The organism is Streptomyces glaucescens, assembly GCF_002154375.1.
In the GTDB taxonomy this organism is placed as follows: domain Bacteria; phylum Actinomycetota; class Actinomycetes; order Streptomycetales; family Streptomycetaceae; genus Streptomyces; species Streptomyces glaucescens.
The window spans coordinates 1-9,003 of the sequence record NZ_MUND01000398.1 but is presented as its reverse complement, the minus strand read 5'-3'; the positions used below and the strand labels follow the sequence as shown (position 1 = coordinate 9,003).

General features: G+C 70.8%; 9 protein-coding genes and 1 pseudogene. 3 read left to right on the top strand and 7 right to left on the bottom strand.

The features are described from left to right. Positions 1–552, top strand: a pseudogene (locus CCN42_RS42700) (ATP-binding protein); the annotation flags it as partial. A gap of 64 nt (positions 553–616) precedes the next feature. Here CCN42_RS42700 and nucS read toward each other — a convergent pair. Further along, complete coding sequence (nucS, locus tag CCN42_RS24850) at positions 617–1,288, bottom strand: endonuclease NucS (RefSeq protein WP_086738960.1); 672 nt, start codon at positions 1,286–1,288, stop codon at positions 617–619. Between the two features lie 253 nt (positions 1,289–1,541). On the opposite strand from nucS, the gene CCN42_RS24845 reads away from it, so the two are divergent. Beyond that, positions 1,542–1,934 (top strand): SCO5389 family protein, encoded by a 393-nt coding sequence (locus tag CCN42_RS24845; RefSeq protein WP_086172201.1) that lies wholly within the window; start codon positions 1,542–1,544, stop codon positions 1,932–1,934. A gap of 118 nt (positions 1,935–2,052) precedes the next feature. Here the strand turns inward: CCN42_RS24845 and CCN42_RS24840 are convergent, their stop codons facing one another. Then, a complete protein-coding gene (locus CCN42_RS24840; protein ID WP_086738957.1) occupies positions 2,053–3,081 on the bottom strand; it encodes an LLM class flavin-dependent oxidoreductase in 1,029 nt (342 codons plus the stop codon). 220 nt (positions 3,082–3,301) lie between these two features. Here CCN42_RS24840 and CCN42_RS24835 point away from each other — a divergent pair, with 220 nt between their 5' ends. Further along, a complete protein-coding gene (locus CCN42_RS24835; protein ID WP_043504176.1) occupies positions 3,302–3,622 on the top strand; it encodes a hypothetical protein in 321 nt (106 codons plus the stop codon). A gap of 9 nt (positions 3,623–3,631) precedes the next feature. Here CCN42_RS24835 and CCN42_RS24830 read toward each other — a convergent pair whose 3' ends face one another. From CCN42_RS24830 to CCN42_RS24810, 5 genes are all read right to left on the bottom strand, one after another. Beyond that, entirely contained in the window at positions 3,632–4,480 is an 849-nt protein-coding gene (locus CCN42_RS24830; RefSeq protein ID WP_086172203.1) for an ABC transporter permease, read from the bottom strand. Then, complete coding sequence (locus CCN42_RS24825) at positions 4,477–5,778, bottom strand: ABC transporter ATP-binding protein (RefSeq protein ID WP_086738956.1); 1,302 nt, start codon at positions 5,776–5,778, stop codon at positions 4,477–4,479. Before CCN42_RS24825 ends, CCN42_RS24830 begins: the two co-directional genes overlap by 4 nt. Positions 5,779–5,908: 130 nt before the next feature. Next, a complete protein-coding gene (locus tag CCN42_RS24820; RefSeq protein WP_086738954.1) occupies positions 5,909–6,679 on the bottom strand; it encodes an ABC transporter permease in 771 nt (256 codons plus the stop codon). Between the two features lie 5 nt (positions 6,680–6,684). Next, on the bottom strand, positions 6,685–7,635 hold the full coding sequence (locus tag CCN42_RS24815; RefSeq protein WP_086738952.1) for an ABC transporter ATP-binding protein: 951 nt from the start codon (positions 7,633–7,635) through the stop codon (positions 6,685–6,687). Between the two features lie 86 nt (positions 7,636–7,721). Further along, positions 7,722–8,657 carry a coiled-coil domain-containing protein gene (locus CCN42_RS24810; protein ID WP_086172206.1) on the bottom strand — a complete coding sequence of 312 codons (936 nt, stop codon included), beginning with the start codon at positions 8,655–8,657 and terminating at the stop codon, positions 7,722–7,724. Positions 8,658–9,003: the final 346 nt, after the last annotated feature.

Here is a 9,003-nt window from a genome sequence, read left to right as displayed (position 1 = left end):
ACCTCCAGCAACGACGCCGACAACCCGGCCGAACAGGTCGGCGGCAACCCGTCGGCCAGCCAGGGTGTCGGCGACGGCGGCCCGGGCGACGGCGAGGCGGACAGCGACGGCGACGGCGCCCCCGACACGGGCAGCGCCACCAGCCGCCCCACCGACCCGGGCCCCGACGGCACCTACGGCACGTCCGACGACCCGACCCCGACGGACGCGGCGACCGGCCCGGAACCGGGCGGGCCGTCCGACGACCCGACCGGTACGGACCCGGGCGACGACCCGTCCGGCTCGGCCTCCGGGCCGCCGTCGTCGACGACGAAGCCTCCGACGTCCCCCCGGCCTTCGACGTCGTCGTCCAAGCCGCCGTCGCCCACCGAGTCGGAGACCACCGGCTCGCCCACGCCCACGGACACCCCGACGGAGTCGCCTACCAGCAACCCGACGGACACCCCGACCACCACGGACTCGGCCGGCGCCCCGACGGAGACGAGCAGCTCCGTGAGCGCCCCGGAGAGCGGCGCCGCGGGCTCCTCCGGCAGCGTGGAGCCGGTGATCTGAGGGCTGTGACAGCACAGGGCCGGGTCCGCTCACGGACCCGGCCCTCACTGTCGTGTCGGAACGCTCAGAACAGCCGCAGCTTGTCGTCCTCGATGCCGCGCAGCGCGTCGTAGTCCAGCACGTGGCAGCCGATCCCGCGGTCCGTGGCGAGGACCCGGGCCTGCGGCTTGATCTCCTGCGCGGCGAAGATGCCGCGCACCGGCGCCAGATGGGGATCGCGGTTCAACAGCTCCAGATAGCGGGTGAGTTGCTCCACACCGTCGATCTCACCGCGCCGCTTGATCTCGACGGCGACGGTCTGGCCGTCCGCGTCCCGGCACAGGATGTCGACGGGGCCGATGGCCGTCATGTACTCACGGCGGATCAGCGTGTAGCCCTCGCCGAGCGTGTCGATGCGGTCGGCGAGCAGTTCCTGGAGGTGTGCTTCCACGCCGTCCTTGATCAGGCCGGGGTCGACGCCGAGTTCGTGCGTGGAGTCATGGAGGACTTCCTCCATGGTGATGATCAGCTTCTCGCCCGCCTTGTTGATGACGGTCCACACGCCCTCGTCCTCGCCGGTGCCCTCCTTCAGCGTGCAGGGCGGCGACATCCAGTTGAGGGGCTTGTACGCCCGGTCGTCCGCGTGGATGGACACACTGCCGTCCGCCTTCACCAGGATCAGACGGGGTGCCGAGGGGAGATGGGCGGTGAGCCGGCCGGCGTAGTCGACCGAGCATCGGGCAATGACGAGACGCATGGTCGGCAACGCTACTCGACACCCCGGGCGGTACGCGATTCGCGTCCTGTTTATCCGGAACACTCGTGTTCGGACGTGGCCGATTGTGCGCCCACCGGGATCGGCCTGTATCCGCATTCTCCTGGTGCCGTCACGTTCTGTTGCCTACCGTAGGGAACGGGAGGTCGCGACGCGTGTACTCAGGGTGTCCGTATCGCGAGCTCCCTCATCTGTCCGGCAACCCCTGCTGTCCGGGGGTGCGAGAGGAGTACCCATGTCGCTCGACGTCTCACCGGCCCTACTCGAACAGGCCGAGCGAGGCGAGGTCGACGAAGCTGACTTCGTCGACTGCGTCCGGACCTCCCTGCCCTACGCGTGGGAGATGATCAGCTCCCTGGTGGCCCAGCTGAAGGTGGACGGCGGCCAGTTCGCCGACAACCAGACGCCCCCGCCGGACGAGCAGGCACGCGGTCAGCTCCTGCGTGCGCTCGCGAGTGACGCCATTCGCGGTGCGCTGCAGCGGCACTTCGGTGTGCGGCTCGCCTTCCAGAACTGCCACCGGGTGGCCGTGTTCCCGCTGGACGCCTCGGTGGACGAGACGCTGACCCGCTTCACGTCGGTGCGCAGCCAGTTGCTCAACCAGTCCCCGGAGTTTCGGGACTGCTGACGCGGTGGGCCGGTCCCAGCTTGCCGCTCCCGTCAGCGGGAGGTGCGATCTCTGTCGGGGCGGCAAGCTCCTCGTGCAGCCGGGCCGTCTCGTCCGGCCCGTTCGGCGCGCGGTGCGCTCAGCGCAGTTGCGGCAGCACCTCCGCGCCGAGACGCCGCAGGTTCTCCTCCGTCGCCGACAGGTCTCCTGAGCCCTCGGCCAGCAGGGCGAAGCGGGAGATTCCGGTCCGCTCGCTGGTCGCCGCGAGCCGGTCCGCGCACAGCCGCGGTGTGCCCACGGGGTGCAGCCCGCAGAGGAGTTCGGTGTAGGCCAGCGGGTCGCGCATCCGGCGCTCCCGGCCGTCGACCGTCACATGGGCTTCCAGGCCCTGCCTCAGCCAGCCCGGCATCGCCTTGGTCAGGATCTCGGCCGCGTCGGCTCGCCGGTCCGCGATCTGGCAGACGCCGGCCGACACATGGCCCGGGTCGGCGATCTGCTCCGCGGGCCGGCCGGCGGCCCGGGCGAGGCGGCGCCACAGCCCGGTCATCTCGGCCTTCTCCTCGTCGCCGACGTGCATGCCGAGCAGCATCGGCAGTCCGCGCTCGGCGGCCGTCCGCACGCCGGCGGGGGAGGTGCAGGCGACCAGCACCTCCGGGCCCCCGGTCTGCGTCAGGGACTCCGACGGCCTCGGCACGACGGGCACCTCGCGGAAGGCGTACCGCTCCCCGGAGGCCTCGACGCGGGGATCGCGCAGCCAGCGCACCAGCAGATCGAGTGATTCCGGGAAGCACTTCTCGTACGCCTCCAGGCCGGTGCCGAACACCTCCAGGTCGACCCACGGGCCGCCCCGGCCCACCCCCAGGGAGAGCCGGCCGCCGCTGGTCACATGGAGCAGCGCCGCCTGTTCGCCGAGGGTCACGGGGTGGGTGGTGGGCAGTACGCTGACCGCCGTGCCGATCCTGATACGGCGGGTACGGCCGAGCAGCAACGCGGCGAGGGTGATGGCCGACGGACAGGTGCCGTAGGGCACGAAGTGGTGCTCGGCCAGCCAGACCGAGTCGAGGCCCGCCTCCTCGGAGACCTCCGCCGAGCGGACCGCGCGGTGGAGCGCCTCCCCCTGGCCCTGACCCGGGAACTGGGCCCCCAACACGAAAGTTCCTACGCGCATCGCTCTTCCTGCTTCCTTGGCTCCGACACGGAGCTCCCCAGCCCGGCATAACCGTCCGACACGTGCCGAGGACACGGGCCGGCGGATGAATTGGCCGATTGTCTGCAGAATGCCTGGCCCGGGCGGGGGACTTGGGTGCTTCGCCCCTTCCCGCGTACCCCTGTCCAGGGCGCGTAGGCTGGATGGGACCCGCTTCCTGTAGAGCTCCGTGAGGTGTTCCGTGTCCCCGCGTCGCAATCGACCCAAGGGCCCGAAAAGCGCCGAGGACGACCGGCCGGGCCGATACGGCGGCTGGCAGTCCAGCGTGGACTGGCAAGGCGACGAGTGGAGCGTGCGCCATGTCGCGGGCGCGAGCGCGCAGGGCAAGAGCTACCGCTGTCCGGGCTGCGACCAGCTGATCCCCGACGGCGTCCCGCACGTGGTCGCCTGGCCCGCGCACGCGGGCGTCGACGACCGCCGGCACTGGCACAAGTCCTGCTGGAACGCGCGGGACCGCCGCACCACGCGGGTGCAGCGGTCCCGTAACGCGCCGAGATTCTGAGCGGCCCTGCTACACGTCCCGTCGCTCCAGCAGCGCGTAGGCGCCCGCGAAGGCGACGGCGGTGACGCCCAGCATGATCCACAGCGGGTCCCAGCCCGACGGGCCCGATTCGCTGAGGGAGTTGGCGTAGAAGACGCTGAGCTGGTTGGGGATCGAGTACTCGAGCAGGAAGTTCCGCAGGTCCTCCAGCGACGCGGAGAACATGAACAGCGCGATCACCAGCGGGGCGAGCACCGCGCCGATCATGATGGTGATGGCACCCGCGGAGTGCCGGATGATCGAGCCGACGACCAGCGAGAGCAGACCGAGCAGCGCGAGGTAGAGCGAGACGCCGACCGTGGCCTTCAGCCACTCGCCGCCGGACGGCTCCCGGGCGTCGACCATGCCGACCTGGGCGACGGCCACCAGACTGGACGACACCAGCGTGCTGATGAACGCGAGCGCGAAGAACACCAGCGCCTTCGCCGTCAGCACCCGGCCCCGCGAGGGGCAGGCCGTCATCGTCGTCCGGATCATGCCGGTGCCGTACTCGGCGGCCGTGGTCAGCACGCCGAGCGTGATGATGCAGATGCTGCCGAGCAGCAGCCCGAAGAAGCCGAGCGCCAGCGCGCTCTCCGAGCCGAGTTCGCCCTCGGACGCGGAGCCGCCCACCACCGAGCCGGTCAGCAGGCCGATGCCGATGACGAGCGCGAGGAAGACACCCAGCGTCCACATCGTCGACCGGACCGACTTGATCTTCGTCCACTCCGAGGCGAGCGCGTGCCCGAGGTGGGTGCGCACGACGGGAATGGGCGAGGTGTATCCGGAGTACGGCGTACCGGGCGCGGCCGGCGGCATCGGGGTCTGGGGCGTGCTCATCGGGCGTCCTCGGACTGGGTCGGGTCGGAGACGGGGGCGGGGGCGTCCTGCGGCGCGGCGGGCGCGGCGGATGCCGTGGGAGCCGACGGCGCCGCGGTGGCGGCCGGGGCCCGGTCCTGCGAGGCGGCCGGGGCGGGCTGCTGAGGGGCCGGCTGGGCGTACGGGTTCGGCTGTCCGGCGCCGGGCGCGGCGGCGGGCGCCTCCGGGCCGCCGTACGCACCCGGGGCGCCGTACGGTCCCGCCCCCGGCGGCATCGCGAACGGCTGCCCGCCCTGCTGGGGCGGCGGCGGGGCGTACCAGCCCGGCTGGCCCTGGCCGGGCACCGGCACCGGCGGCTGCATGCCGGGCGGCAGGGGCTGCTGGAGGCCCGCCTTCTGGTCGGTGGTGGAGCGGTAGTCGACGGCGGCCTGGGTCATCCGCATGTACGCCTCCTCCAGGGAGGCCTGGTGCGGCGACAGCTCCCACAGCCGTACGTCCGTGTCGTGGGCGATGTCGCTGATGCGGGGGAGCGGCAGGCCGGTCACCCGCAGCGCCCCGTCCTGCTCGGGGAGCACCTGGCCGCCCGCCTCGGTGAGCGCGGCCGACAGCTTCTCGCGCAGCTGCGGCTCGGTGTCCGGGGTGCGCACTCGGGCGAAGCCGGCCGAGTTCGCCGCGATGAAGTCCCGCACGCTCATGTCGGCGAGCAGCTGACCGCGCCCGATCACTATGAGGTGGTCGGCGGTCAGCGCCATCTCGCTCATCAGGTGCGAGGAGACGAAGACGGTACGGCCCTCCGCCGCGAGCGACTTCATCAGGTTCCGCACCCAGAGGATGCCCTCGGGGTCGAGGCCGTTGACCGGCTCGTCGAACAGCAGTACCTGGGGGTCGCCGAGCAGCGCGGCGGCGATGCCGAGCCGCTGGCCCATGCCGAGCGAAAAGCCCTTGGAGCGCCGCCGGGCCACGTCCTGGAGGCCGACCACGCCCAGCACCTCGTCCACCCGGCGGGCCGGGATGCCGGACAGCTGGGCGAGGGAGAGCAGATGGTTGCGGGCCGTGCGGCCGCCGTGCACCGCCTTGGCGTCGAGCAGCGCGCCGACCTGGCGGGGCGCGTTGGGCAGCTTGCGGTAGGGGTAGCCGCCGATCGTGACCTGCCCCGAGGTCGGGTTGTCCAGGCCGAGGATCATCCGCATGGTCGTCGACTTGCCCGAGCCGTTGGGGCCCAGGAAGCCGGTGACGGCGCCGGGCCGTACCTGGAAGGAAAGGTTGAACACAGCGGTCTTGTCGCCGTAGCGCTTGGTCAGGCCGACTGCTTCGATCATGCTCCGCACCCATCGACAGGTTCAGGACAGCGGGGCACACGCCCCCGTAAGGGTTAGGAGGATATCGAGGCGCTGACGGTTCCCTTCAAGGGCGAGTAAAACCTGCCTGTGAGGTTCGCCGCCGCCGTGTCTAGGCGTCCCGCCGCTTGAGCAGCACGTATCCGCCGAGCAGGGCCGCGACCACCCACAATGCCATGATCCCGAGCCCGCCCCAGGGGCCGTACGGGGTGTCGTCGTCGACCGGCGGCACCACCTGCATGATCCTGTTGCCGGCCTGGTCCGGCAGGAACCGGCCGATCTTCTCGGTCGCGCCGACGTTGCCCAGGATGTTGGAGATCAGGAAGAAGAAGGGCATGAGGATGCCCAGCGACAGCATCGGCGAGCGCAGCATCGCGGCGACGCCCATCGAGAACATCGCGATGAGGGTCATGTAGAGCCCGCCGCCGATCACCGCGCGCAGCACCCCCGGGTCACCGATCGACGCCCTGAGGTCGCCCAGCATCGCCTGGCCGAGGAGGAAGGCGGCGAAGCTGGTGGCCATGCCGACGGCCAGGGCGAGCACGGTGGCGACGGCGAGTTTGCCGAACAGGAAGGTGCCGCGCTGGGGCACGGCGGCCAGCGAGGTGCGGATCATGCCGGAGCTGTACTCGTTGGATACCACGAGCACCCCGAACACGATCATCGCGAGCTGGCCGAGACTCATTCCCGCGAAACTGATGAACGTCGGGTCGAAGGACAGTCTGTCCCGGGCGCTCATGTTGTCGAACTCGTTCTTCGAAAGCGCGGAAATGAGCATTCCCAGCGCGATGGTGACCAGTAGGGTGAGAGAAAGTGTCCATACTGTGGACGCGACCGAGCGGATCTTCGTCCATTCGGACCGGATGACCTGGGTGGCCGCCACGCCCCTCACCCCTTCTTCCAGTCATTGCCCCACTGCGGACCCGCCGGCGCGCCGGAGTGGGCGTGGTACTCGACCGACCCGGCGGTCAGCCGCATGAACGCCTCCTCCAGGGAGGCCTGCTGCGGGCTCAGCTCATGCAGCACCACCTGCTGCTGCGCGGCCAGCTCACCGATCCGCTCCGGCTTCTCGCCGTCCACCTCGAACGCCCCGCCGCCGGCCTCCACGGCCGTGATCCCGGCCTCGTGCAGCACATCGAGCAGCCGCTCGGGCTGCGGGGTGCGGATCCGGACGTAACTGCGCGAGTTCCGCGCGATGAAGTCCGCCATCGACGTGTCGGCGAGCAGCCTGCCCTGCCCGATCACCACAAGATGGTCCGCGGTCAGCGCCATCTCGCTCATCAGATGACTCGACACGAACACCGTCCGGCCCTGCCCGGCCAGCGACTTCATCAGCGTCCGGATCCAGTGGATGCCCTCCGGGTCGAGCCCGTTGACCGGCTCGTCGAACATCAGGATCCGCGGATCGCCCAGCAGCGCGGCGGCGATGCCCAGCCGCTGGCCCATGCCGAGCGAGAACCCCTTGGCCTTCTTGCGTGCCACCGCCGTCAGACCGACGGTGTCCAGCACCTCGTGCACCCGCTTCCTCGGGATGCCGTTGCTCTGCGCCAGGCACAGCAGATGGCTGAAGGCGCTGCGCCCGCCGTGCACGGCCTTCGCGTCGAGCAGCGCGCCGATGTACTTCAGCGGGTCCTTGAGCCGGTCGTAGTGCCTGCCGTCGATCCGCACGTCCCCGGCCGTCGGCCGGTCCAGGCCCAGCATCATCCGCATCGTGGTGGACTTGCCCGCGCCGTTCGGACCGAGGAACCCGGTGACGATGCCCGGTCTCACGGTGAAGGTCAGGTTGTTGACCGCCACCTTCTCGCCGTACCGCTTGGTCAGCCCCTCGAGCTCGATCATGCGGCCACGCTAGAACGGGACAAAGCCCTCTGCCACCGGAGTGGCGGAGGGCTTTGCACGTGGTGCTGGGACCGGGGAGGTGCCCGTTACCGGGACTGCTGAGCCGGCACCCCGCGGGAGATCGGCTCGTCCTCGGCCGGCGTGCCGGCGGCGGCCACCGCGGCGCCCGTGAGCGTGGCGAGCATCTCGCGCACGTTCGTGAGCTGGGCGTTGATCGAGTCGCGGCGGTTGGTGAGGGCGGCCAGCTCGCGCTCGGATTCCGAACGGATCCGGTCGGCCTTGGCGTTGGCGTCGGCCACGATGTCCTCGGCCTGGCGCTGGGCGGTCTCCACCGTCTGGCGGGCCCGGCGCTCGGCGTCGGTGCGCAGCTTCTCGGCCTCCAGGCGCAGCTGCTCCGCGCGGTGCTCGATCTCGGCGAGGCGCTTCTCGGCCTTGGCCTGGCGCGACGCCAGGTCCCGCTCGGACTGCTCGCGGCGCTTGGCCAGGTTCGTCTCGAAGTCCGCGGCGGCCTGCGCGGCCTTGGCGCGGGTCTCCTCGAACAGCGCGTCGGCCTCCTCGCGCTTGGACTGCGCGTCCTTCTGCGCCTCGGCGCGCAGCTGAGCGGCGTCGCTCTTCGCCTTCTCGACGATCCGGACGCCCTCGTCCTCGGCCTTCGCCTTGCGCTCCGCCGCGAACGACTCGGCGTCGTTGCGCACCTGCTGGGCGGCCGACTCGGCCAGCTCACGGTGCTGCTCGGCCGCGCGGCGGGCCTCCTCGCGCAGGTCCTTGGCCTCTTCCTCGGCGAGCCGCAGGATCTTCTCGACGCGGGCACCGAGACCGGCGTACGACGGCTCGGCGTCGCTTACCTGGGCCTGGGCGTTCTGCGTTTCGAGGTGGAGCTCCTCGATGCGCTTTTCCAGAGCGGTGATGCGGGCGAGAGCACTGTCACGGTCGGAGACGAGCTTGGAGATACGTTCGTCCACCTGAGCGCGGTCGTACCCACGCCGCACAAGCTCGAAGCCGTAGGGGGAAGTGTCGCTCATGGGGTTCCTGTCGAATGAGACCGGTGAGGTGATAGGTGGAATCCTAGGGGCCAGAACGGTGTGTCATCGAGCGGATGCGTGTTTGATCTGGAGAATGACACCCCTTTTGAGTGGCTAACCGTCGGACTGCTTGCCAAACACGCCGTCAAAGGCTTGGCCAAAGGCCACGTCGGCGACGTGGCCAAAGACCCCAGGAAACACCCACGCACCGCCTCCTGACTACCCGTCCGACGACTTGCCACCCGATCGGGGCGCGCCCACCGTCGCACCGGCCTTGACCCCGCCGTCCTTGCCGGCCGCCGGCGCCTCGAAGGACTCCAGCGCCTCCAGGACGTCCTGGACCCGG

What these genes read in the sequence shown, in the direction of transcription:
- nucS (WP_086738960.1), bottom strand. Translation starts at nt 1,288, where the DNA reads ATGCGTCTCGTCATTGCCCGATGCTCGGTCGACTACGCCGGCCGGCTC.
- CCN42_RS24845 (WP_086172201.1), top strand. Translation starts at nt 1,542, where the DNA reads ATGTCGCTCGACGTCTCACCGGCCCTACTCGAACAGGCCGAGCGAGGC.
- CCN42_RS24840 (WP_086738957.1), bottom strand. Translation starts at nt 3,081, where the DNA reads ATGCGCGTAGGAACTTTCGTGTTGGGGGCCCAGTTCCCGGGTCAGGGC.
- CCN42_RS24830 (WP_086172203.1), bottom strand. Translation starts at nt 4,480, where the DNA reads ATGAGCACGCCCCAGACCCCGATGCCGCCGGCCGCGCCCGGTACGCCG.
- CCN42_RS24825 (WP_086738956.1), bottom strand. Translation starts at nt 5,778, where the DNA reads ATGATCGAAGCAGTCGGCCTGACCAAGCGCTACGGCGACAAGACCGCT.
- CCN42_RS24815 (WP_086738952.1), bottom strand. Translation starts at nt 7,635, where the DNA reads ATGATCGAGCTCGAGGGGCTGACCAAGCGGTACGGCGAGAAGGTGGCG.
- CCN42_RS24810 (WP_086172206.1), bottom strand. Translation starts at nt 8,657, where the DNA reads ATGAGCGACACTTCCCCCTACGGCTTCGAGCTTGTGCGGCGTGGGTAC.